Consider the following 23,681-nt stretch of genomic DNA (forward strand, 5'->3'; position numbering starts at 1 on the left):
GGGATCCCTCAGCCCTACGGTGTAGGGTCGCCATTCATGGCGACCTCCATCACATCGCTCTACTGATTAACTCAACTGCTCCATCGCCTGCAGAATACGCTTATCCGAAATTGGATAAGGCGTGCCCAGCTGCTGGGCGAAATAGCTAATCCGCAGCTCTTCCAGCATCCAGCGAATCGCCTGCACTTCGGCATCATCCTGACGCTGCGGCGGCAATTTATTGCGCCACGTTTGCCAGGCCTGCTCAACCGCCTGCACTTTCAGCATGCGCGCACGATCGCTGTGGGGATCCACCGGCAGTTTCTCGAGACGGCGCTCAATACCTTGCAGATAGCGCAGCGTATCACCGAGACGCGACCAGCCATTGCCGGTGACGAAACCGCGATACACCAGGCCGCTCATTTGCGCTTTGATATCGCCCAATGCCAGCGCCAGCGACATATCAACGCGTCCTTTAAGGAACTTGTTGATATTGAACACGCAGGTCAGGATCTGTTCGACCTGTTTAGCGATGGTGACCACGGTTTCATTCAAATCAGCACGCACTTTGTCGCGCAGCTGTTCGAAGTTTTCCTGTTGCCACGCCGGGCCGCCCGCCTCCGCCATCAGCTTATCCACGCCGCAGGCGATGCAGTCATCGATCAATTCCAGCACTTTACCGTAGGGATTGAAGTACAGACCGAGTTTGGCTTTGTTCGGCAGCTTCTCATGCAGATACTTGGTCGGCGACGGAATGTTGAGTAGCAGCAGGCGACGCTGACCGCGCCACATCATTTTCTGCTGTTCCACTTCGTTATCGAACAGGCGAATCGCTACGCTGTCCTTTTCATCCACCAGCGCCGGCCAGGCTTTGACCTGATAGCTGCCGCGCTTCTGCTCGTAGCTTTGCGGCAAATCGCCAAAGCTCCAGATGTGCAAACCGCTCTGCTCCAGGCCATCGTCCGCCACTTTCGACAGCGTTTCCTGCACTTTGCCTTTCAGCAGCAGCCGCAGCTGATGCAGATTTTTGCCTTCCTGCAGCTTACGATTGTGTTCGTCAACCACGCGGAAAGTCATTTTCAGGTGATCGGGCACCTGATCCCACTGCCAGGCTTCCCGCTCAATGGTGACGCCGGTCATGCGGCGGAATTCGCGTTCCAGCGCATCCAGCAATGGCTGTTCCATCGCGGTGACGCGACCAAGAAACGCTTCGGCGTAGTTGGGCGCGGGCACCAGATTGCGGCGCACCGGCTTGGGCAGCGATTTAATCAGCGCGATAACCAGTTCGCGGCGCACGCCGGGAATCTGCCACTCAAATCCCGTCTCTTCAATTTGGTTCAGCAGCGGCAGCGGAATGTGCACCGTCACGCCATCGGCATCCGCGCCCGGTTCAAACTGATAGCTCAGCTTGAGTTTCAGGTTGCCCTGATGCCAGAAGTTGGGGTAATCGAGCTGGCTGACTTTGTCCGCGCCGTCTTTGATTAGCATCTGCTTATCAAAGCTCAGCAGATCCGGATTCTCTTTGCTGGCCTGCTTCCACCACGTATCGAAATGGCGCGCCGACACCACGTCGTTGCCGATGCGGCGATCGTAGAAAGCGAACAGCGTTTCGTCATCGACCAGAATGTCGCGACGACGCGATTTGTGCTCCAGATCTTCAATTTCGTTGCGCAGTTTCAGGTTATTGCGGAAGAACGCGTGACGCGTCTGCCAATCGCCCTCCACCAGCGCATGACGGATAAACAGCTCGCGGCTCAGTTGCGGATCGATGCGGCTGTAATTGACCTTACGCGCCTGCACGATAGCCAGGCCGTAAAGCGTTACTTTTTCCGTCGCCATTACCGCGCCCTGCGCTTTTTCCCAGTGCGGTTCGCTGTAACTGCGTTTAATCAGATGCTGCGCCAGCGGCTCGATCCATTCCGGATCGATACGCGCGGCAACGCGGCCCCACAACCGGCTGGTTTCCACCAGTTCAGCCACCATGGTCCACTTCGGCGGCTTCTTGAACAGGCCGGAACCGGGGAAGATGGAGAAGCGCGCATTACGAGCGCCGGTAAACTCCTGCTTCTCGTTATCTTTCTGACCAATGTGCGACAGCAAGCCGGTGAGCAAAGCGCAGTGCACTTCACGATACGGCGCAGGTTCGCTGTTGACCGGCATACCTTGTTCGCGCACCACCTGACGCAGTTGCGTGTAGATATCCTGCCATTCACGCACGCGCAGATAGTTAAGGAATTCGGTTTTACACAGGCGGCGGAAGTGATTGCTGGAGAGCGCTTTTTGCTGCTCCTGCAGGTAATTCCACAAATTCACGAAGGCGAGGAAATCGGACTCTTTATCCTCAAAACGACGATGTTTTTCGTCAGATGCCTGCTTTTTATCAGAGGGACGCTCGCGCGGGTCCTGAATCGATAGCGCCGCGGTAATGATCATCGCTTCGCGAACGCAGCCAAACTTTTGCGCTTCCAGCACCATGCGCGCCATACGCGGATCGACCGGCAGCTGAGCGAGCTGGCGGCCCGAAGGCGTCAGCTTGTAGGTTTCGTCTTCACTCAGCGTGATGGCACCGAGCTCTTCCAGCAGGCGCACGCCATCCTGAATGTTGCGCTTGTCCGGCGCTTCGACAAACGGGAAGGCAGCAATATCGCCCAGCCCCAGCGCGGTCATCTGCAGAATCACCGAGGCAAGGTTAGTACGCAGAATTTCGGGATCGGTAAATTCCGGGCGGCTGAGGAAATCATCCTCTGAATAGAGGCGAATACAGATACCTTCCGAAACGCGTCCGCAGCGCCCTTTACGCTGATTGGCGGAAGCCTGCGAAATCGGCTCAATCGGCAGGCGCTGCACTTTGGTGCGGAAACTGTAGCGGCTGATACGCGCGGTGCCGGGATCGATAACGTATTTGATGCCAGGCACGGTCAGCGAGGTTTCCGCCACGTTGGTCGCCAGTACGATGCGGCGTCCGCTGTGCGACTGGAACACGCGGTTTTGCTCGGCGTTCGACAGGCGCGCATACAGCGGCAGAATCTCGGTGTGCGCAATATCGCGCTTCATCAGCGCATCGGCGGTATCGCGGATTTCGCGCTCGCCGCTCATAAAGATCAGGATATCGCCGCGGCTCTCTTGTCCCAGCTCATCGACCGCATCAAAAATCGCCTGCAGCTGATCGCGATCGGTGTCGTCAGCATCTTCCACCATCGGGCGATAACGCACTTCTACCGGATAAGTACGACCAGAAACTTCAATCACCGGCGCATTGTGGAAATGGCGTGAGAAGCGCTGCGGGTCGATGGTCGCTGACGTGATAATGACTTTTAAGTCGGGACGACGCGGCAACAGTTCGCGCAGATAGCCGAGCAGGAAATCGATGTTCAGACTGCGTTCGTGCGCTTCATCGATAATGATGGTGTCGTACTGCAGCAACAGGCGATCCTGCTGGATTTCCGCCAGCAGGATACCGTCGGTCATCAGCTTAACCTGGGTGGTTTCGCTCACCTGATCGTTAAAGCGCACCTTGTAACCGATGGTGCCGCCGAGTGAGGTTTCCAGCTCATCGGCAATACGGTTGGCCACGGTGCGTGCCGCCAGACGACGCGGCTGAGTGTGGCCAATCAGCCCTTTTACGCCGCGTCCTAGCGCCAGGCAGATTTTCGGCAGCTGCGTGGTTTTACCCGAGCCGGTTTCACCCGCGACGATCACCACCTGATGCTGACTGATCGCATCGGCAATATCCTGCTGCTTCTGACTCACCGGCAGGTTGTCCGGGAAAGTGATGCGCGGTGTCGCCGCCGTGCGCTGCGCCAGGCGCTGCTCCGCCGCGACAAATTCCGGCTCCAGTTCTGCCACAATGCCCTGCTGCGCCGCAGGATTTTTCACCTTTGCAGCGCCCAGCAATCGACGTCGCAGACGTTGACTGTCGCGCAGCGTCAGATTATCGAGCCGCGGCCAGAGGGAGGCTAAAGGTGAAGAGTCGGATGATGACATAGCGATGCGTTACCTGTTGTTGCAGCGGCCGGATGATTTCCCGGCGGATTCAAGCAATTAATGGTCGGCATCATAGCACAATTTGGAACACCTGCCTGAACGGGACGTGCGAGGTTATTCAATTATTTCGAACATAGATCTCGAAATATTGCGCTTTTACCTCGCGGGCTAACTCCGTACAGTGTAAAGCATTGAGCGGTAAGCCAACCGCGTAACGCACAGGAAAATACCATGAGCAAAGTTTTAGTTCTGAAATCAAGCATCCTCGCTGGTTACTCTCAGTCAAATCAACTGGCTGACTTCTACGCTGACGAAGCACGCGCTAAAGGTGACTCGGTTACCGTGCGTGATTTAGCCGCGCAGCCGATTCCGGTGCTGGATGGCGAGCTGGTTGGCGCACTGCGTCCATCTGATGCCCCGCTGTCTCCACGTCAGCAGGAAGCGCTGTCTCTCTCCGATGAGCTGATTGCTGAACTGCAAGCCCATGACACCGTGGTTATCGCCGCGCCAATGTATAACTTCAACATCCCAACTCAGTTGAAAAACTATTTCGACCTGATTGCCCGCGCTGGCGTGACCTTCCGTTACACCGAAGCAGGCCCGGAAGGTCTGGTAACCGGCAAACGTGCGGTAATCCTCTCCAGCCGTGGCGGCATTCATAAAGATACGGCCAGCGATCTGCTGACGCCATACGTGAAGCTGTTCCTGGGCTTCATCGGTATCACTGACGTGAACTTCGTGTTCGCGGAAGGCATCGCTTATGGTCCAGAAGTGGCGACCAAAGCGGCTAACGATGCAAAAGACGCCATCAAACAAATTGTTGCTGCGTAATCATTTTTTCGCATGATCAATGCCCGTCAGGCTTAACTGGCGGGCATTTTTTTGCTGTTGTTTTTCAGCACAGCGAAAGGAGATGAGGTGACACAACACAATCAATATGGTCAGCCGATCGGTTTTGCGTTACCCGACTGGCAACCCGCAACCTTCCCACCCGCTGTGATTCTCACTGGCCGTTTTTGCCATCTCATACCGCTTCAACTCATTCACGCGCCCGCCCTGTTTGCCGCCTTTTCGCTGGCACCCGACGATCGCGACTGGACCTGGCTCGGCGCATCGCAACCGCAATCGGTAGCCGCGATGAGCGACTGGATCGCCAACAAAATAGGCGACAGTGGATTGGCCAGTTATGCGGTGATCGATCAGGTTAATCAGCAAGCGGTTGGCGCGGTCTGTTTCGCCAATATCGACGTGCAGAACGGCGCGATTGAAATTGGCCATGTGACCTGGTCGCCGCTGATGCAGCGCAATGTATTGGGCAGTGAAGCGTTATATCTGCTGTTGCAGCAGGCCTTCGTGCTCGGTTATCGCCGTGTTGCGTGGCGTTGTGACTCCCTAAATCTGGCTTCCCGACGCGCAGCTGAACGCATCGGCTTTAGCTTTGAAGGTCGTTTTCGTCAGGCGATGACGCGCAAACAGCGCAATCGCGATACCGATTGGTTATCGATCATTGATGGCGAATGGCCGCCGATTCAGCAGGCCTTAAGCCAATGGCTGGCGGCGGAGAATATGGATCAGCACGGACGCGAAAGGCAAAAGCTGCGCAGCTTTTTCCCCGCAGATTGACGTTGTCTATACTGACTAGCTTTTATACGCAATTGAAGAGGTACTCATGTCCAAGGTATTTATCATTGGCGGCGCAGGCAACATTGGCCGTCGTCTGGCATCACTGCTGGCCGCAAACGGCCACGTTGCGCGCCCACTGTTTCGCAAAGCGGAACAGGAGCAGCCTTTGCGTGAACTGGGTGCTGAGCCGGTTAACGGCGACTTAACCGCGCTGGACGCGACATCGCTGGCCGCTTTGATGGCGGGCAGCGATGTGGTGGTCTTCACCGCTGGTGCCGGTGGCAAAGGCGGTGAAGAGATGACGAACGCCATTGATGGCAAAGGATTATCTACCGCGGTTGCTGCCGCGAAGCAGGCCGGCATTTCGCGTTTTCTGCTGGTCTCGGCCTTCCCTGAAGCCGGCAGAAACAAAAACCTCTCCGCCACCTTTGAAAACTATATGCGCGTGAAGAAAGCAGCCGATGTCGAGCTGGCGCAAAGCGATCTGGATTGGGTGATTTTACGCCCCGGCACGCTAACGGATGAGCAAGGCAGCGGTTTAGTGTGTGCCGGTTTGGCGATCCCGTATGGCGATATTCCTCGCGATGACGTGGCGGCGACGCTGGCTGAGATCATCGCTCAACCGGCTATCAGCCGGATGATCATTGAGTTAACCGGCGGTGAAATGCCGGTGCGCGAAGCGGTTAAGCAGCTGGCAACAAGCTAGCGTCTTCAACTTTCTGCTTCATCCAGCGAACGCAAATGATCTTTTTTATTCAGCGTCATCAGTGCCGGAATACTGATCGCAGCCGTGACCATGATGTACCAGGCGGGGATATCCAGATTCCCCGTTTGCTTTATCAGGGAGGTGATAATCAGTCCGGCACAACCCGAGAAAACCGCGTTAGAGAGTGAATAGGCCAGCCCCAGCCCGGTATAGCGGACGCGCGTGGGGAACATTTCAGCTAACATTGCCGGGCCCGGTCCTGCCAGCAATCCCACTATTCCACCCGCTATAAACACTACCAGCGCCTTGATCAACAGCGTTGAAGATTCGGCCTGCAGCACTTTCAGTAACGGTAATGCCAGCACTAGCAACAAGCATGCCGCGATAACCATCACGCTGCGGCGTCCGATTTTGTCGCTGAGAATGCCCGCTGGGATGATGGTGGCGGCAAAGCCAAGATTGGAGATCACCGCAATCAACAGCGCCTGGTTAAAGCCTGTGTGCAGCGAAGATTGCAGATAGGTTGGCATGATCACCAGATAGGTATAACCCGCCGCTGACCACACCATCACACGGCTGATTGCCAGCAAGATAATCCTGAGCGTCGCGCCAAAACTGGCGCTGACCGCCGCTGGCTGATGCGTTTTTTGCGTTTGCTGCTGACGCACAAAGCTGGGCGTTTCTTCCATGCTGTACCGCAGCCACAGCGCCACAATTCCCATCGGCAAGGCGAGAAAGAAGGGAATGCGCCAGCCCCAACTGTGCATCTGATCCACACTCAACACCGCCGACAGCAACGCGACAATGCCAGCGCCCGCCAGCAGGCCCAACGCCACAGTGAATGATTGCCACGCACCGTAACGTCCACGCTGCCCTTTGGGGGCAAATTCCGTCATCAATGACACCGCGCCGCCGTATTCTCCTCCGGCAAACAAGCCCTGCAGAATGCGCAGCCCGGTGATGATAAGCGGCGCCGCCACGCCAATGCTGGCATAGGTGGGAATAAAGCCGATCGCGGTTGTCACCAGCGTCATCATGATCAAGACAAAAATCAGCGTCGGCTTGCGGCCAATACGATCGCCCATGCGGCCAAAAAATATCGCGCCCAACGGACGGAAGAAAAAGGCGATGGCGAAGGATGCGTAGGTCAGAATAATGCCCGTCAGCTCGGCTTCGCCCTGCAGGCGAAAGAAATTCTGCGCGATCACCGTAGCGAGAAAGCCATACACCGCAAACTCGTACCATTCTATGAAATTGCCCACTGAACCGGCGATTAAGGCGCGCTTCTGTGCATCCGTTGTAGTTAGAGGCTTCTGCATTCGGCTATCTCTTTTCCATTCGTGAATGAACAGAATGCGTCATGTTGCTGTGTGGTCAAGAACATCATGTTATTTATCCTGATCAACCGGCGTCAGCCACTGCTACGCTGGCGCGACTTCCAGCTTTTAACGCCACCCACATCCCCAGCAGCCCCGCGCCCGCTAATCCCCACATCACCCATTGAAAACCTGCCGTTTCGCCGCCGGTTTGATAAATCTGCGTGGCAATCGCCAGGCCCAGCACACCGCCGAGATTATGCAGCGTCCATGAAATGCCAATGCCCTGCGCGTGCCGGGACGCAGGTAACGCGCCGAGCGCAGCCGCAACGGAAGGCCCGAGGATAGCGCCCCAGCCTGCGCCCATCAGCACAAACGCGGTGATGATCGGTACTAACGATGCGCTGTTGATGCTCAGCAGCAGTGCGGAAGCCGTGAGCAAGGCAAATCCCGCCGCCATCACCGGCCAACTGCTGTAACGGTCGGCAAGACGGCCTGCAAAGGGAGATATCAACGCCATCACCAGCGTCACCGGCAGCAACATCAGACCAAGCTGGGCGGCGTTGAAATGAAAGAGCGTCAGTAGCCGAAACGGCAACAACATAAAGGCGGAGCAATAGAAAATCGCCAGCAGCACCGACAGTAAACAGGCGGCTGCAAAGCCGCTGTTTCGCAGCATGCGGAAGTCGATCACCGGGTGTGGCGTACGCCTTTCAATCATGACAAATGCCAGCAAAAACAACAGCGATAACCCCAGCGCCAAAACGGCAGGCAAGCTCACCAGGCCCCAATGTGTGACGTGACTTGTCCAGATCAGCAGCGGGATCAGTGCGGCGGTCATCAGCAGCCAGCCCGGCAAATCCAGCTGGGTTTCGCGATGTCTGATGGATGCCGCGATGCTGTCGCGGCAAAAAACAAAGCTCAGCAGAATAAGCGGCACATTAAGCAGAAAAACCGCGCGCCAGCCGAGCCAACTCACCAACACGCCGCCAGCAACCGGCCCCAATGCCAACCCCAATCCGTTCGCGGCAAACAGCAATCCTAGCGCGCCACCGCGCTTTGCTTCTGGCATCGCCTCAACCAGAATGCTGGCGCTGACGGTATACAGCACCGCGCATCCCGCACCCTGTAGCAAGCGGCAGAGATTGAGCACCATCAAGTTCGATGCTAATCCCGCTCCCAACGACGCTGCGCCGAAGAGCAGCATCCCGGCATATAAAATTCGCCGTGCGCCGAAACGTTCCGCCAACCTGGCCGACATCACCATGCAGCAGCACAGCGCCATAACGAAGAGCGTCATCGCCCACTGCACGCTGGCGAGATCGCTGTGAAAGTGGTGCTGAATCGCCGGCAATGCGGTATTAACGATAGTGAAATCAATACAGCCAAGAAAACTGGCCAGGCAGATACCGATTTGTAGTCGGATTAAGGTTGCCGGAGAAGTTGTCATGCGAGGATCCTGATGCATAAATCGCTAGACTGACACGAATTAAATTCTCCAGTTACGCTACTTTTTCGCCATACTGACGAATTAAAATCGCCAGAGAAGATCGTATTATGATTAACACCGACAGGCTGAACAGCATCCGGGCCTTTGTGCAGGCCGCGCAGGCGGGAGGATTTAGTCTGGCTGCTGAGCAACTGGGCTTGTCGCGCTCCACGGTAGGGAAAGCAGTCGCCCGACTCGAATCGCGCCTGCAGGTGAAATTGTTCCAGCGCACCACTCGTTCGCTGTCGCTTACCAGCGAAGGCGAACGCTTTTATAACGACTGTCTGCAGATCCTTGCCAGCCTCGACGCGGCGGAAAATCGCCTGATGGCACACGCCAGTGAACCCACAGGCCAGCTGCGCGTTGCGGCTCCGCCTTTGCTGGGCGAAAAATGGGTGATGCCGGTGTTGCTTCCTCTGACTCAGAGATGGCAAGGACTGGCGCTTGATGTGCGGCTTTCAACCCAGCGCGTTGACCTTGCTGCAGAAGGCGTCGATCTCGCCATCCGCATCGGCGCGCCCGGAAACCACGCCGATCTCACCGCGCGACTGATCGGCCAGCAGGCGCTGCTGTTGTGCGCTGCGCCTGCATTGTTCAAAGCCGCTACACCGCCGATTCGGCTGGATGAGTTAGCCCATTTTCCGCATCTGACATTACTGGAACAGGGACGTTCTCAGCCGTGGCTGCTTAAAAATGCACAGGAGGAGAACGTTTACTGGCAGCCAGACGAACGGTTGCGCTTCAGCAGCATGAGTGCGGTTTACGCCGCAACGCTGGAAGGTTATGGAATCGCGCAACTGCCACGCTGGCTGGTCAGTCGCGATATTGCGGACAAAAAACTGATTGAGGTATTACCGGAGACGCGCAGCAATAGCCTGCCGATTTATGCTGTGTGGTTGAAAACCGCCGCGATGCCGCAGCGGCTAAGATGTGCGATTGATGCGCTGAAAGCGGCCTTTGCCCGGCAGCCGCTGTAAAAACAAGTCGCTTTATTTACGCAGACACTGCCCATTGATGCCGCGCACATACTCGCCGCTACCCGCGCGGTTCACCAGTTTCTCGCCGGCAATGCGCGCCACTTCGCTGGCGGTCAGGTTATTTTGCTGCGCCACGCGCTGATACTGCTGCAGGCGACCTTCGTTGATGCGCTTAACCAGCGCCAGCGTTTCTTCGTCCTGCTGACGCGCCGCCACATAGCCGCTGAGCGTTTCGCCCACGCGCCCTTGTTGACGCGCCTCATCCAGCGTGAGCGCCCAGGCAGACGGCATCAGCAGCAGCGCCGCAAGCAGCGCGATCCCCTTGCGTTTCATCATGCTTCTCCTCAAAACAGTCCGCTCTGATTCTTCAGCAGCGCTTCCACATCTTTATCCACCTTGATGTGAATCTCATGCTCAATTTTGACGTTCATATTGATGGTGATTGGCTCTTTCGGCGCCGCAACTTCAATGCGCGGCACGCAGCTGATCAGCGGCAGCCAGGCTGCCAGCACCAGTAATGCCCTGAGGCTCATGGTTGGGGATCCTTCTTCGAGGGTAAGGTGGCATTTTGCTCCACCCAGGATTGCAAATTATCGCCAAAGCGCAGGCTGCGCCACAGCTGGAACAGATTTTCCTGATGCCGGTAGTTCAGATTAACGGTCTGTCGGCGGTTGCTGAACTGGCTGACGCCTTTCACTTCCGATTGCATGATCAGATTGCCGAAGTTATCCAGATCGAGGGTGGCCCATGAACGCGAGATTTCCATGTAGCGCAGCCAATCCAGCGCCGCTCCGGCTGCGAAGTTATTGCTGACAATCGCATCCGCCATGTCTTTATCCAGCCGGAAGGTCAGCGGACCGCTGTTGGCGATCCAGCCCTTTTCAATCAGCCATTGCGGATTATTCACCCACAGCGGCAACTCGCCATTCACCTTGCCGGACATGGCAAACTGCTTGGGTTTAATTGCGCTGACCAGCTTGCTGAGATTGATCTCCTTTAGCGAGACGCGTGCCGCTTGATGCTGCGGCATGCGCAGCTCGGGCATGCTGACGTGTCCGCCTAACAGATCAAGATTGACGTTGCTGAGCGTTAACGGCTGGCGCTCCTGCCACGGATAGTGACCTTGCAAATCGGCGGTGATGTTTTGCAGCGAGAACTGATTTTTTACTTCGGCGATACGCAGTGAAACCGGGCCGCGCCGTCCAAGCTGCCATTGATGATCTTTCAGGCGGAACGGCAGCGAGAAATCGATGCCGTTGATTTCACTGTCCGGCATCCACAGGCTGCCGTTTTTCACCGTCCAGTGACCGCCCGCTTCAAAGCCCTGCTCGCTGGCCGCCGAGAATGCCACCTGCGCGCGCAGCTCACCCGACTGAATGCGCATCTTCAAATCGCTGCTGAGCAGCGGCTGGAACACCGTCAAAGATTGCGCCGGCCACCAGGCTTCGCCGCGCAGACGTTCACCATCCCAGCGGCCATGTACGCGTACCGGGCCAATATCCTCCGCCAGCAGCTGACCGCGCCAGATAAACTGGCTGGGATCGCTGCCTTTAGCTTCAAAATTGAGTTCTGATGGCGGCAGCCAGCCGCCGTAGCTGAACTGGGTTTGCCCGGATTTCAACGTGAAGCCACCGTTAAACGCCGGATGCGCAGGATCGCGCTGCCAGCGTACCGGCGCGCTGAGCGTCAGGCGCGGTTTAGCGACTTGCACCATGCCGTACGCCAGCTGATCGAAACCGGTATTCAGCGTGTCGAGGCTGATCAAAGTGTCCTGCCAGCTGCCGGTGCCCTTCACGTCCCATTTGGCGGTGAGCGGCTCGATCAGGCCATCACCCCAATAACGCCAGTTCCACACGCCGCTGTCTGGCCAGAAATCGCTGGCGCGGCCATCGAGATGCAATCTGAAACGACCAAAGCTGGGATCGTGCGCCTTTAGTATTGCCTGCAGGCGACCATTAATACCGCGCGACGCCACCGTCACGCCCGCCAGCGGCCAGCGCGCTTCATCCACTTCCAGCGTTGAGAGCAAGCGACCGCGCAAACGCAGCAGCGCACCTTGTTTCAGGGTCAACTGCGGATCGGTTAGCACGCCATGCAGTAAGCCGGGCATGCTGCCAAACAATTGCAGATCGGCGAATTTGCTCTCGCCGGTCAACTGGAACGGCAAGGCGCTATCGACCATGCTCAGTTTGCCCGGGCCAACGCTCAATACCAGATTGCCTTTGCCGCCGCGCCCTTGCGTCAGCAAGTTGAATCGCCCGCTAACCAGCGTGTTTTCCATGCCTTGTTGCCAGTTTTCCAGCGTTACTGCCATGCCACCCGACAGTGGCTGATCGGCCTGCGGCCAGCGCCATTGACCTTGCGTAATACGAATCTGCCGCTCGTCGACCTGCCACGGCAGTTGCAGCAGCGGCTGATCGTCATCCTGCTGCTTCACCGTCAAGGTGCCTTGCTGTTGCTGCCAGTTGAGCGTCAACGCCAGCGGCCGCGGCCACTGCACTACATTGAGATCGGCGCTGAGTTCGCCCGCCACCGGCAAGCCATCGGCAAAGGTTGGCAAGGTGACATCGCCATGCAGATTGAGCGGTTTGGGCAGTAAAGGATGACTGAGCTGCAGCTGGGCAATTTGCAGCAACTGGCCTTGCAACCGCGCATCTACATTGAGGTTGTCGCCCTGATAATGCAGCCGCTGCACATCGTTATCTAAGGTGAGATCGAAACGACCGGCATATTGCTGCCACGGCAGAATGGTGATTTTTTGCAGATGCACATCGGCACCAGGCAACATCTTCTGCCAGTCGGCCAGGCTGCGCGGCGCACCGCTGGCTTCGCTGTGCGGCAGCGATTGCAGGCAGTCGCTGTTGAGTTGGACTTCCCCCGCGCTGAGCTGCCAGCGCTTTTGCTGCCAGCCGAGCGCCGCATCGCTGACGTTTGCCAGTTCACAATCGCCCGCCAGATAGCGCACCGCCGGGAAATGCAGCGCGCCTTGCTGCCAGCGCGGCGTGCCGTTGAGTTCAACGCGGGTATTTTCGGGCAGCCAAATACCGGCCAGACGCGGCAACCATTGCGTGAGCGTCAGCAGCAATCCCAATAGCAGCAGTATCAGCGCCAGCAGCGCAGCAAGTGTTCGGCGAAGGCCACGCGTCATGGCAGTTAACGTTCCTGTTCTTTACACAATCCTGACGAGGAGCCAAATGATGGCATGTTACGTCCGGCAAATGAAGGTGTTAGCGACATAGTCTGGCTGAAGAACAGCAAAATGACGCGGAAAACGTTATCCTGTTGTGATACCGACGTTGCATTTTTCAGGAGCGAAACAATGAAAGTTGCGGTTTACAGCACCAAGCATTACGACCAGAAATACCTCGAACACGTCAACGGCAGCTACGGATTTGAGCTGCAGTTTTTTGACTTCCTGCTGACACCGGCGACGGCGAAAAACGCCGCGGGCTGTGATGCGGTGTGTATTTTCGTCAACGATGATGCCAGCAAAGAAGTGCTGGAAGAGTTGGCGGCGCTGGGCGTGAAGCACATTGCGCTGCGCTGTGCCGGTTTCAATAACGTCGATCTGGCGGCGGCGAAAGCGCTGGGCTTAAACGTGGTGCGCGTTCCGGCGTATTCGCCAGAAGCGGTGGCGGAACATGCGGTTGGCCTGATGATGACGCTGAATCGTCGCATTCACCGCGCCTATCAACGCACGCGCGACGCCAACTTCTCGCTGGATGGCTTAACCGGCTTCAACATGCATAACAAAACCGCGGGCGTGGTCGGAACCGGCAAGATTGGTATCGCGGCGATGCGTATCCTCAAGGGATTTGGCATGCGTCTGTTAGCGTTCGATCCCTATCCAAGCCAGGCGGCGCTGGAGTTGGGCGCGGAATATGTCGATCTCAAAACGCTGTTCGCCGAAGCCGATGTGATTACGCTGCACTGTCCGCTTACGCCGGAAAACCACCATCTGCTTAACGCGCAGGCGTTCAGCCAAATGAAAGATGGCGTGATGATCATCAACACCAGCCGTGGCGGTTTGATTGATTCACAGGCGGCGATCGATGCGCTGAAGCAGCAGAAAATTGGTTCGCTGGGGATGGATGTGTATGAAAACGAGCGCGATCTGTTCTTTGAAGATAAATCGAATGACGTGATTCAGGATGATGTGTTCCGTCGTCTGTCGGCCTGTCACAACGTGCTGTTCACCGGCCATCAGGCTTTCCTGACCGCCGAAGCCTTGACGGCAATTTCAGAAACCACGCTCAGCAACTTGCAGCAGCTGGAACGCGGCGAAACCAGCCCGAATCAGGTCACCGCTTAACCCTTCTGCGCCTGCCTTAGCGGGCGCAGCTTCCACCCATCAGCGCCTGCTCGTCACAGCGACGACCATTCGCCAACTGGCACATACCGATGCGTGAACCGTCTAACTGACGCGAAAACGCCAGCGATCCCCCGGCATTACTGCAATTCACTTCAGCCATTGATGACATCACAACGCGCGGTTGTACGTGGGCGGCAGTAGCTTGTTGCGGCGGTTCGTTGTCACTGTTGCTGCTGCAGGCAGAAAGTAACAAGGTGGCGCCAGCCAGCAGGAAGAGAGCGGCTTTCATCGATGGGGCTCCGGGGATTGAGCGAAAAAGTCGCACCAGCATATGTCAGGTGCGGTGAGGGATCGATAGGCGACACAGCTTTTTACAAAATTTAATTTCATTGTTTGCAAGCAGAATTATCCTGTTTGAGATGTTTCCGCCCTTTTCACCCGGCGGAATGTCTGTTTATCAACAATTAAGGAGAGAACGATGTTGACGGATATGCTTATCCGCATCGCGCTGGCCGGGATTCTCGGCGGACTGATCGGCCTGGAACGGCAGCTACGCGCCAAAGAGGCCGGATTGCGCACGCATATTCTGGTCGGTATCGGCAGCGCGATGTTTATGCTGGTATCGAAATATGGCTTTGCCGACATGTTAGTCAGCGACCATGTGGCGCTCGATCCCAGTCGTATTGCGGCGCAGGTGGTGAGCGGCATGGGCTTCCTCGGCGCCGGTACCATCATTATTCAGAAGCAAGTGGTGAAAGGTCTCACCACCGCCGCCGGTTTATGGGTAACGGCGGCGATTGGTCTGGTGATCGGTAGCGGCATGTATGAAATCGGCATTTACGGCACCGTACTGGCGCTGGTGGTGCTAGAGACGTTCCGTCGCATCAGTCACTGGCTGATTGGCCGTCATCATACGCTGCTGGTGCACCTCAAACCGAAAAGCGTGCCGCTGGTGTTGCTGGTGCTGCAACGCGAGAATGTGCGTTACGGCCATATCGCTGTGGTGAACCGTGATGAAGAGGTTGGCCTGTGTGAACTGAGCGTAGAAGTGACATTGTCACGACGTACGCCGATGCATAACATCTATGACAAATTGATGGAAATCAAAGGCGTTCAGTCGCTCGAGATGATGTAAAAATCATCAATGTTAGATTGCGGTGCGCTGCCATCTCGCCAGCACACAGATGAAAAAGTCGCGTCATAGCCCTTTGCTAAACTGAACTGATAACCCCCGTAAATTTTGCGGGTTTCTCAGCGTAGCAAAGGACGATTTATGATTACCGTCGACGGTAACGGTGCAGTGGCTTCGGTCGCCTTCCGCACCAGTGAAGTGATTGCTATTTATCCCATCACGCCCAGCTCCACCATGGCCGAGCTGGCGGATAGCTGGTCAGGCGAAGGCCGCCGTAATATCTGGGGCGATGTGCCGCGCGTGGTCGAGATGCAATCTGAAGGCGGCGCGATTGCCACGGTGCACGGCGCACTGCAAACCGGCGCACTCTCAACCACGTTCACCTCTTCGCAGGGATTGCTGTTGATGATCCCGACGCTCTACAAACTGGCGGGCCAGCTGACGCCGTTTGTGCTGCACGTCGCGGCGCGTACCGTGGCGACGCACGCGCTGTCGATTTTTGGCGATCACTCCGATGTCATGGCGGTGCGGCAAACGGGCTGCGCGCAGCTCTGCGCCTCTAGCGTGCAGGAAGCACAGGATTTTGCCCTGATTTCACAAATCGCCTCACTGAATAGCCGCATCCCTTTTATCCACTTCTTCGATGGCTTCCGCACCTCGCACGAGATCAACAAGATCGTGCCGATCAGCGATGAAACCTTGCAGGCGCTGATGCCCGCCGAGGCGATTAACGCCCATCGCGCCCGTGCGTTAACGCCGGATCGTCCAACGATTCGCGGCACATCCGCCAATCCTGATACCTATTTCCAGTCACGCGAAGCCACCAACCGCTGGTACGAGGATTGCACCCAGCACGTTGAGGCAGCAATGACCGCATTTGGCGAAAATACCGGCCGCCACTATCAGCCGTTTGAGTTTTACGGCCACCCGCAGGCCGAGCGCGTAATTGTGATGATGGGCTCTGGCTGCGGCACGGCTGAAGAGGCGATTGATGAGATGCTGCAGCGCGGCGAGAAAGTCGGGCTGGTGAAGGTGCGCCTCTATCGCCCGTTTTCGGCGGCGCATTTGCTGCAAAAGATCCCCGCTTCCGCCCAACGAATTGCGGTGCTCGATCGCACCAAGGAGCCCGGCGCGCTCGGCGAACCGTTGTTCCTGGATGTGATGACCGCGCTGGCAGAAGCCTACAGCCGCGGCGAACGCGCGTCGCTGCCGAAGGTGATCGGCGGTCGCTATGGTTTGTCGTCGAAAGAGTTTGCACCCGATGCGGTGCTGGCGGTGTTTCGTGCCTTGCAGCGCGATCAACCGCCGGCGCGCTTTACCGTCGGCATTTACGATGACGTCACCCATCTTTCGCTGCCGCTGGAAGCCAATATCGTGCCCAATCGCGCACGGCTCGAAGCACTATTTTATGGTTTGGGCAGCGACGGCAGCGTCAGCGCCAGTAAAAACAACCTGAAGATAATCGGTAACGTTACGCCGTGGCACGTGCAGGGTTATTTTGTCTACGACTCGAAGAAAGCCGGCGGCCTGACGGTTTCCCATCTGCGCGTCAGTGAATATCCGATTCAATCCGCCTACCTGATTCAGCAAGCCGACTTTATTGGCTGCCATCAGCTGCAGTTTATCGACAAGTATTCGATGCTCGATCAGCTTAAACCGGGCGGGATTTTTCTGCTCAATACGCCTTACAGCGCTGAGGAAGTGTTGCCACGCCTGCCGCAGGAAGTGCAGAGCCAGCTCAACGATAAACAGGCGCGCTTCTATGTGATCAACGCTGCGCGTATCGCCCGCGAATGCCAGCTGGGCGCGCGCATCAACACCGTGATGCAGATGGCCTTTTTCCAGCTGACCCAGATTTTACCGGGCGATAGCGCATTATCTGAATTGCAAAACGCCATTGCGCGCAGCTACAGCAGCAAAGGCGAAGAGCTGGTGCAGCGCAACTGGCAGGCGCTGGCGATGGCACAACAAGCGCTGCAGAGGGTGCCGCTGCAGCCGGTAGACGATCGCAGTCCGCATCGCCCGCCGGTGGTATCCGATAGCGCGCCAGATTTCGTCAAAACCGTCACCGCAGCGATGCTGGCCGGCCTTGGCGATAAACTGCCGGTTTCGGCGCTGCCGCCTGATGGAACCTGGCCAGTTGGCACCACGCAATGGGAAAAGCGCAATATCGCCGAAGCCGTGCCGATCTGGCAGCCCGATCTCTGTACCCAGTGCAACCATTGCGTCGCCGCTTGTCCGCACTCGGCGATTCGCGCCAAAGTGGTTGATCCTGCAGCGCTGGACGATGCGCCAGCTTCGCTCGCTTCTCTGGATGTGAAATCGCGCGATATGCGTGGACAGAAATACGTGCTGCAGGTAGCGCCGGAAGATTGCACCGGCTGCAATCTGTGTGTGGAAGTGTGCCCGGCCAGCGACCGCCAACATCCGGAAATCAAAGCTATCAACATGAAATCACGGCTGGAGCATGTTGAGACGGAAAAGGTCAATTACGCTGCCTTCCTCGCGCTGCCGGAGATCACCGCCGAGCAGCTGGAACGTATTGATATCCGCACCTCGCAGCTGATTACGCCGCTGTTTGAATATTCCGGTGCCTGCTCGGGGTGCGGGGAAACGCCCTATATCAAACTGCTGACGCAGCTGTATGGCGATCGTCTGCTGATTGCCAATGCCACCGGCTGCTCCTCCATTTATGGCGGCAATCTGCCTTCCACGCCTTACACCACCAATGCTGAAGGTCGCGGTCCGGCGTGGGCGAATTCGTTGTTTGAAGATAACGCCGAATTTGGTCTGGGCTTCCGCTTGAGCGTCGACCAGCAGAAACAGCGCGCGCTGAGGTTGCTGGAGCAATGCGCGGCGCAATTACCAGCGGCTTTAGTTGACGCATTAACAGGTGACAATGTCACTATTTCGCAACGACGCGAGCAGATTTCACAGCTGCGCGCCCTGCTCGCGGCTTCACCGCAAGCTGAAGCCAAAGCGTTAAACGATGCAGCCGATGCGCTGGTGGAGAAATCGGTCTGGCTGATTGGTGGCGATGGCTGGGCGTACGACATTGGCTACGGCGGCCTCGATCACGTTATGAGCCTGAGTGAAAACGTCAACGTGCTGGTGCTGGATACGCAGTGCTACTCGAATACGGGCGGCCAGGCCTCAAAAGCGACGCCGCTCGGCGCGGTGACCAAGTTTGGCGAACAAGGGAAACGCAAGGCGCGTAAGGATCTCGGCATGTCGACGCTGCTGTACGGGCATGTGTACGTGGCGCAGATTTCGCTGGGCGCGCAGCTCAATCAAACGGTGAAAGCGATTCAGGAAGCGGAAGCCTGGCCGGGACCCTCGCTGATCATCGCTTACAGCCCGTGTGAAGAGCATGGCTACGATCTGGCTTATAGCCACGAGCAGATGCGCCTGCTGACCACCAGCGGTTTCTGGCCGCTTTATCGCTTTGATCCACGACGCGCCGAGCAAGGCAAAGCCGCGCTGGCGCTGGATTCGCGTGCGCCGACCTCGGAACTGGAACAGGCCTTAATGAACGAGCAGCGTTTCCGCCAGTTGCAAACCCAGCGGCCAGAAGAAGCATCGCAGCTGTGGCGCGATGCAACGGAAGCCGCCAGTCAGCGTTATCAACGGCTGGCCGAGTTAGCAGGGAAAACGGAGAAAAGCGAGTAGATGAAAAAGCCCAGCGCTTAAGCAGTAAATTGCCTATGTATGCAGGTGCGCATGAATGCGCACCCTACGAAAATCTTATAGGGTCGCCATTTATGGTGACCGAAAGACGCTTAACTGATGAGCATTACCGTCGTTATGGCAAGGCGTGCTAGTGCGTTATCCTCAGAAAAGAGATCACTTCAGGCTAGCATTCGCGCCCGCAATCCGTACCATACGCAGTCATGTTTATAGGGTTTATTGCCGCTGAAGATGACTTCAGCCGCTAACGGCCCTCGCCTTCACTCTCAAGCGTGAAAATAATGTCAGAAAATCAAGAAGTAACAAAGAAAGAGCAGTACAACCTCAACAAACTGCAGAAGCGTTTGCGTCGCAACGTGGGCGAAGCCATTGCTGACTTCAACATGATTGAAGAAGGCGATCGCATCATGGTTTGTCTGTCCGGTGGTAAAGACAGCTACACCATGCTGGAGATCCTGCGTAATTTGCAGCAGAGCGCGCCGGTGAACTTCTCGCTGGTGGCGGTGAATCTCGACCAGAAACAGCCCGGTTTCCCCGAACATATTCTGCCAGCCTATCTGGAACAACAGGGCGTTGAGTATCACATCGTTAACGAAGACACTTATTCCATCGTTAAAGATAAGATTCCTGAAGGCAAAACCACCTGCTCGCTTTGTTCGCGTCTGCGCCGCGGTATTCTGTATCGCACCGCCACCGAGTTGGGTTGTAGCAAAATCGCCTTAGGTCACCATCGCGACGATATCCTGCAGACCATGTTCCTCAACATGTTCTACGGCGGCAAGATGAAAGGCATGCCACCAAAACTGATGAGCGATGACGGTAAACATATCGTGATTCGTCCGCTGGCTTATTGCCGCGAGAAAGACATCATTCGTTTTGCAGAAGCGCGCCAGTTCCCGATCATTCCGTGCAACCTGTGCGGTTCGCAGCCGAATCTGCAACGTCAGGTGGTTGCCGACATGCTGCGCGACTGGGATAAGCGTTATCCAGGCCGTATCGAAACCATGTTTACCGCGATGCAGAATGTGGTGCCATCACATATGGCCGACATCAATCTGTTCGATTTCAAAGGCATCAAACACGGTGATGCCGTGGTGGATGGTGGTGATTTGGCGTTTGATCGCGAAAGCCTGCCGGTGCAGCCTGCGGGCTGGCAGCCAGAAGAGGACGACGCGCCGAATCTTCGCGTGCGTCTTGATGTGCTGGAAATTAAGTAATCGATTTTGCTGTAAAAAAGGCGCGTCGCTTCGGCTACGCGCCTTTTTTATTAGCGGTGCGGCGGTGGATCCTGGATCGGTGGAAATTCGGGATCGTACGGAGGCTGTGCGGGTGGTATTGGCTGCGGTTGTGGAATCGGTTCGGGAATCGGTGGTGGATCGGTAGGAATCGGTTCGCTGGCAATGATCTCTTGCATGCCCTTCTCCTTGTCGCTGAATGTCCTTTAAGCATAGGAAAGGTTAGCCGAGCAAGCCAAGCGGGCAAAAAAAAGCCGGCGGATAGGCCGGCGTCGTACGAATCAAATGTGCTATGCAGTAATTCAAAAAAGGAAGTAAGACAATATGGAGCGCAACGCCCATCGCTTGACGTTGCATTCACCTGCGGGAAAGAGTTTGCCCCGATTGCCCTGGCGGGATATTGATATCGATCAGGTTTAATCCGCTTTTCTGCCTTACAACCATTTCCGCCTTTTCAGCCATATCGCCACGCCGCCAACCATCGCCAGCAGCAGCACGCAGAACGCGGTGAAACCCAGCGCCCAATTGCCGCCGGGAATGCCGCCGAGGTTGACGCCGAATAAACCGGTAAGAAACGTGGCCGGCAGGAAGATCATCGCCATCAACGACATAGTGTAAGTGCGGCGGTTCATCGATTCCGCAAGGATGGACGCCACTTCATCTGCCAGAATCGAGGTACGCGCCACGCCTGCATTGAGATCGTCCAATCCGCGACCTAAGCGATCGGCAACTTCTTGCATGCGGCGGCGGTCGTCGTCGTTCATCCACGCCATCTTCTCGATGGCCAGCCGCGCATAGACATCGCGCTGCGGTGCCATATAACGACGCATCACAATCAGCTGTTTACGCAGCAGCGCCAAATCGCCGCGCGCTGGCACTTCCTGATTCATCAGCGCATCTTCCAGCTCGATAATTTTATCGTGCATCTCTTCGATAAATTCGCTGGCGTGATCGGTTAAGGCATCGCACACATCCACCAGCCAGCTGCCGCCATCAACCGGACCGTTACCGTTTTGCAGATCGGTCAACACGGCATCGATGGCGTACACTTTGCGACGGCGCGTCGAAACAATCAGCTTGTCGTTGATAAACACGCGCATCGCCACCAGCTGGTCGGGACGTGAATCGGCGTTATGGTTCACGCTGCGCAGCACAATCATGAAGCCGTCACCGAGCCGCGTCACGCGCGGACGCATGCTGTCGCCCGCCAGCGCGTCACGCACCGAATCGGGGATCAGCGGCGTGTTTTGCAGCCATTCCGCACTTTGCCGTTGGGTGTAATTGAGGTGCAACCAGCAGGGACGTTCGCAGTTGATGACGTCTTTATCTTCGATGGGGATCATGCCGCCTGCGCCATCCAGCTGACAGGACACAATGGCATCGGATACTTGTAACGCTTTTCCTTCAATGACGTTCACGAACTCGCCTCACTATCAAAATCAATACGATACAGTCTAGCGTGGCGCAGACCAGTTGCAATCATCAGGCTGTGAGCAAAGATGACAGGCGGTCACAATCACCGCCTGCGGATGTGCGGGATTAATGCTTTTCAATCCACAGCTCGCGGCTGTACGCCACGTCTTCTGGATTGGTGATCGGATAACCTTTCACCCACGGCTTGATTAAGCGGCCATTGGTATATTGGTAGATCGGTGCGATCGGTGCCTGATCGGCGATGATCTGCTCGGCTTTGTTGTAATCGGTGTTACGCGCCGCAACGCTGGTTTCGGTGCTGGCTTTGGTGATCACCGCATCGTAATCGGCACTGCGGAAGCGCGCGATATTGCCGGTGTGCGTCGAGGTCAGCAGGCTGAGGAAGGTTGAAGGCTCGTTATAATCGCCGATCCACGAGGCGCGGATCACATCGAAACTGCCGCTGTTACGGCTGTCGATATAGGTTTTCCACTCCTGATTTTGCAAGGTGACATCCACGCCGAGATTCTTTTTCCACATCGATGCCACCGCGATAGCGATTTTCTGATGGCTTTCCGACGTGTTGTAGAGCAGCGTCAAATGCAGCGGTTTGCCCGGCCCATAACCTGCCGCCGTCAGCAATGCTTTGGCCTGCGCGTTCAGCTCCTGCTGGCTGTGTTGCTGCAGATAGCTCTTCATCGGGGTGAAACCGGCGGTAACGTCCGGCGTGAAGTGCCAGGCCGGTTTCTCGCCGGTACCCAATACTTTCTCCGCAATGATGCGACGATCGATACTCCACGACAGCGCCTTGCGCACGCGTACATCGGCGGTTGGCCCTTTCTCGGTATTGAACGCGTAGTAATAGGTGCCAAGCTGATCCGGCGTATACACCTGACCAGGCAACTCTTTCTTCAGCAGCGCATACATGTTTTTCGGGAAGGATTCGGTGATATCGATATCGTTAGCGCGATAACGTTTGGTAGCGCTGGACTCTTCATTAATTGGGATAAAGGTAACTTTCGTCAGCACCGATTTTTTGTCATCCCAATAGTTTGCGTTGCGCACCAACACGATTTTTTCGTTCACCACGCGATCCTGCAGCTGATAAGCGCCATTGCCCACCAGCTTGCCCGGTGACGTCCAGCTATCGCCCTCTTTTTCAATCACTTTCTGCGATACCGGATACATCGCGGCATTGGCGACCATACTCGGGAACCACGGCACTGGGCGTGACAATGTCACCTTAAGATGTGTTGCATCGGTTGCCGTCACGCCCAGCTTATCGGCGCTTATCTGCCCTTTGGTGATCGCTTCCGCGTTTTCAATGCCGCTCAAGGCGGCGAACCAGGCAAACGGCGAGCTGTTCTTCGGCTCAACTAAACGTTGCCAGCTATACACAAAATCCTGCGCGGTAACCGGCTCGCCATTTGACCAGCGCGCATCTTTGCGCAGGGTGAAGATCCAGGTTTTGTTGTCGTTGCTGCTCCAGCTTAGCGCCACGCCCGGCACGATTTTTCCGTGGGCGTCCTGATTGGTCAGCCCTTCAAACAGATCGCGCATCACCTGAATTTCTGGCAAGCCAACCGCCTTCATCGGATCGAGTGAAGCGGGTTCATCTTTAATATGGCGAACGATTTCCTGGGTGCTGGCCAGCTGTGCGCCCGACGGCACGTTGGCGGCGAATGCGGGTGAGACTGCACTGGCTACAATTAATGCAGACAGCGTCTTGCGGAACGTTAGTTTCATCACCACTCCTTTACGCGAAAAAAATGGCGACCGCGAAGAGATTGTGTCGCCAGCAACGTTTGGCACTTTATCGCAAATTGCT

18 protein-coding genes are annotated in these 23,681 nt (G+C 56.5%); 8 read left to right on the forward strand and 10 right to left on the reverse strand.

Annotated elements, in window-relative coordinates; all coding sequences use genetic code 11:
- Nucleotides 1-66 precede the first annotated feature (66 nt).
- Entirely contained in the window at nucleotides 67-3,963 is a 3,897-nt protein-coding gene (gene hrpA, locus HX773_RS00005) for an ATP-dependent RNA helicase HrpA (protein ID WP_176969946.1), read from the reverse strand.
- A gap of 231 nt (nucleotides 3,964-4,194) precedes the next feature.
- Here hrpA and azoR point away from each other — a divergent pair, with 231 nt between their 5' ends.
- From azoR to HX773_RS00020, 3 genes are all read left to right on the forward strand, one after another.
- Nucleotides 4,195-4,794 (forward strand): FMN-dependent NADH-azoreductase, encoded by a 600-nt coding sequence (gene azoR / locus HX773_RS00010; RefSeq protein WP_008106416.1) that lies wholly within the window; start codon nucleotides 4,195-4,197, stop codon nucleotides 4,792-4,794.
- 87 nt (nucleotides 4,795-4,881) lie between these two features.
- Nucleotides 4,882-5,586 carry a GNAT family N-acetyltransferase gene (locus tag HX773_RS00015; protein ID WP_176969947.1) on the forward strand — a complete coding sequence of 235 codons (705 nt, stop codon included), beginning with the start codon at nucleotides 4,882-4,884 and terminating at the stop codon, nucleotides 5,584-5,586.
- Between the two features lie 46 nt (nucleotides 5,587-5,632).
- Entirely contained in the window at nucleotides 5,633-6,292 is a 660-nt protein-coding gene (locus tag HX773_RS00020) for an NAD(P)H-binding protein (RefSeq protein ID WP_176969948.1), read from the forward strand.
- Nucleotides 6,293-6,297: 5 nt separating this feature from the next.
- On the opposite strand, the gene HX773_RS00025 is transcribed toward HX773_RS00020, so the two are convergent.
- Nucleotides 6,298-7,611 (reverse strand): MFS transporter, encoded by a 1,314-nt coding sequence (locus tag HX773_RS00025; protein ID WP_176969949.1) that lies wholly within the window; start codon nucleotides 7,609-7,611, stop codon nucleotides 6,298-6,300.
- Nucleotides 7,612-7,693: 82 nt separating this feature from the next.
- The gene (locus HX773_RS00030) at nucleotides 7,694-9,058 is read right to left on the reverse strand and encodes a DHA2 family efflux MFS transporter permease subunit (RefSeq protein WP_176969950.1); all 1,365 of its coding nucleotides are present in this window, start codon (nucleotides 9,056-9,058) and stop codon (nucleotides 7,694-7,696) included.
- Nucleotides 9,059-9,165: 107 nt separating this feature from the next.
- Here HX773_RS00030 and HX773_RS00035 point away from each other — a divergent pair, with 107 nt between their 5' ends.
- Nucleotides 9,166-10,074 (forward strand): LysR substrate-binding domain-containing protein, encoded by a 909-nt coding sequence (locus HX773_RS00035; RefSeq protein WP_176969951.1) that lies wholly within the window; start codon nucleotides 9,166-9,168, stop codon nucleotides 10,072-10,074.
- A 12-nt stretch (nucleotides 10,075-10,086) separates the two neighbouring features.
- Here HX773_RS00035 and HX773_RS00040 read toward each other — a convergent pair whose 3' ends face one another.
- From HX773_RS00040 to HX773_RS00050, 3 genes are read right to left on the reverse strand one after another with little or no spacing between them, the layout of a single operon-like run.
- On the reverse strand, nucleotides 10,087-10,407 hold the full coding sequence (locus tag HX773_RS00040) for a YdbL family protein (protein WP_176970032.1): 321 nt from the start codon (nucleotides 10,405-10,407) through the stop codon (nucleotides 10,087-10,089).
- An 11-nt stretch (nucleotides 10,408-10,418) separates the two neighbouring features.
- Nucleotides 10,419-10,607, reverse strand: coding sequence for a YnbE family lipoprotein (locus tag HX773_RS00045; RefSeq protein WP_176969952.1), 189 nt, complete (start codon nucleotides 10,605-10,607; stop codon nucleotides 10,419-10,421).
- On the reverse strand, nucleotides 10,604-13,222 hold the full coding sequence (locus tag HX773_RS00050) for a YdbH family protein (protein WP_176969953.1): 2,619 nt from the start codon (nucleotides 13,220-13,222) through the stop codon (nucleotides 10,604-10,606). The genes HX773_RS00045 and HX773_RS00050 overlap by 4 nt, the downstream gene beginning before the upstream one ends.
- A gap of 171 nt (nucleotides 13,223-13,393) precedes the next feature.
- On the opposite strand from HX773_RS00050, the gene HX773_RS00055 reads away from it, so the two are divergent.
- On the forward strand, nucleotides 13,394-14,386 hold the full coding sequence (locus HX773_RS00055; protein ID WP_008106432.1) for a 2-hydroxyacid dehydrogenase: 993 nt from the start codon (nucleotides 13,394-13,396) through the stop codon (nucleotides 14,384-14,386).
- Between the two features lie 16 nt (nucleotides 14,387-14,402).
- Here the strand turns inward: HX773_RS00055 and HX773_RS00060 are convergent, their stop codons facing one another.
- Nucleotides 14,403-14,675, reverse strand: a complete 273-nt coding sequence (locus HX773_RS00060; RefSeq protein ID WP_061718809.1) for a DUF333 domain-containing protein — start codon at nucleotides 14,673-14,675, stop codon at nucleotides 14,403-14,405.
- A gap of 189 nt (nucleotides 14,676-14,864) precedes the next feature.
- Between HX773_RS00060 and HX773_RS00065 the strand changes: the two genes are divergently transcribed.
- The 3 genes from HX773_RS00065 (at nucleotide 14,865) to ttcA (ending at nucleotide 20,422) form a co-directional block, all read left to right on the forward strand.
- Complete coding sequence (locus HX773_RS00065) at nucleotides 14,865-15,521, forward strand: MgtC/SapB family protein (RefSeq protein ID WP_176969954.1); 657 nt, start codon at nucleotides 14,865-14,867, stop codon at nucleotides 15,519-15,521.
- Between the two features lie 138 nt (nucleotides 15,522-15,659).
- Complete coding sequence (gene nifJ, locus HX773_RS00070; RefSeq protein ID WP_176969955.1) at nucleotides 15,660-19,187, forward strand: pyruvate:ferredoxin (flavodoxin) oxidoreductase; 3,528 nt, start codon at nucleotides 15,660-15,662, stop codon at nucleotides 19,185-19,187.
- A 299-nt stretch (nucleotides 19,188-19,486) separates the two neighbouring features.
- Complete coding sequence (gene ttcA, locus HX773_RS00075; RefSeq protein WP_176969956.1) at nucleotides 19,487-20,422, forward strand: tRNA 2-thiocytidine(32) synthetase TtcA; 936 nt, start codon at nucleotides 19,487-19,489, stop codon at nucleotides 20,420-20,422.
- Nucleotides 20,423-20,472: 50 nt separating this feature from the next.
- Here the strand turns inward: ttcA and HX773_RS00080 are convergent, their stop codons facing one another.
- From HX773_RS00080 to HX773_RS00090, 3 genes are all read right to left on the reverse strand, one after another.
- Nucleotides 20,473-20,619 carry a hypothetical protein gene (locus HX773_RS00080; protein WP_176969957.1) on the reverse strand — a complete coding sequence of 49 codons (147 nt, stop codon included), beginning with the start codon at nucleotides 20,617-20,619 and terminating at the stop codon, nucleotides 20,473-20,475.
- A gap of 255 nt (nucleotides 20,620-20,874) precedes the next feature.
- Nucleotides 20,875-21,858 (reverse strand): zinc transporter ZntB, encoded by a 984-nt coding sequence (gene zntB, locus HX773_RS00085; RefSeq protein ID WP_008106446.1) that lies wholly within the window; start codon nucleotides 21,856-21,858, stop codon nucleotides 20,875-20,877.
- 121 nt (nucleotides 21,859-21,979) lie between these two features.
- On the reverse strand, nucleotides 21,980-23,599 hold the full coding sequence (locus HX773_RS00090) for an ABC transporter substrate-binding protein (protein ID WP_176969958.1): 1,620 nt from the start codon (nucleotides 23,597-23,599) through the stop codon (nucleotides 21,980-21,982).
- Between the last annotated feature and the right edge of the window lie 82 nt (nucleotides 23,600-23,681).

The sequence above is a fragment of the Pantoea sp. B9002 genome, assembly GCF_013385945.1.
GTDB lineage: Bacteria > Pseudomonadota > Gammaproteobacteria > Enterobacterales > Enterobacteriaceae > Pantoea.